General features: G+C 57.8%; 1 protein-coding gene. It reads left to right on the forward strand.

Features of this window, described 5'->3' with window-relative positions:
- Nucleotides 1–183 (forward strand): hypothetical protein (locus tag SB751_RS32755; RefSeq protein ID WP_410749348.1); only part of this gene is annotated, 183 nt, incomplete at its 5' end.
- Nucleotides 184–256: the final 73 nt, after the last annotated feature.

Raw genomic sequence — 256 nt, forward strand, 5'->3', positions numbered from 1 at the left:
GGACGGCTTTACATGCTTTTACATGATGTAACGCAATGCCGCGTGCAACTTCATTGCCTTGCGGCGGCACGGCCGGCGCTGGGCGGCGGGTTTATCCCAGTGCTACCATCACTTAAAACCGGCCAATATGCCGGCCACTGCCGACACGTTCACAAGACGTCGACGCAATCGAAGCTTTGGTGATCCCAAACTGGGTGGAGGAGACTGTTAATGAATGCCCCGCTAGACGCAGGCCAACGCGCGTCGCTTGAAGCCG

Origin of the sequence: Cupriavidus sp. SIMBA_020 (genome assembly GCF_046535395.1) — a bacterium.
GTDB classification, from domain to species: Bacteria; Pseudomonadota; Gammaproteobacteria; order Burkholderiales; family Burkholderiaceae; genus Cupriavidus; species Cupriavidus campinensis.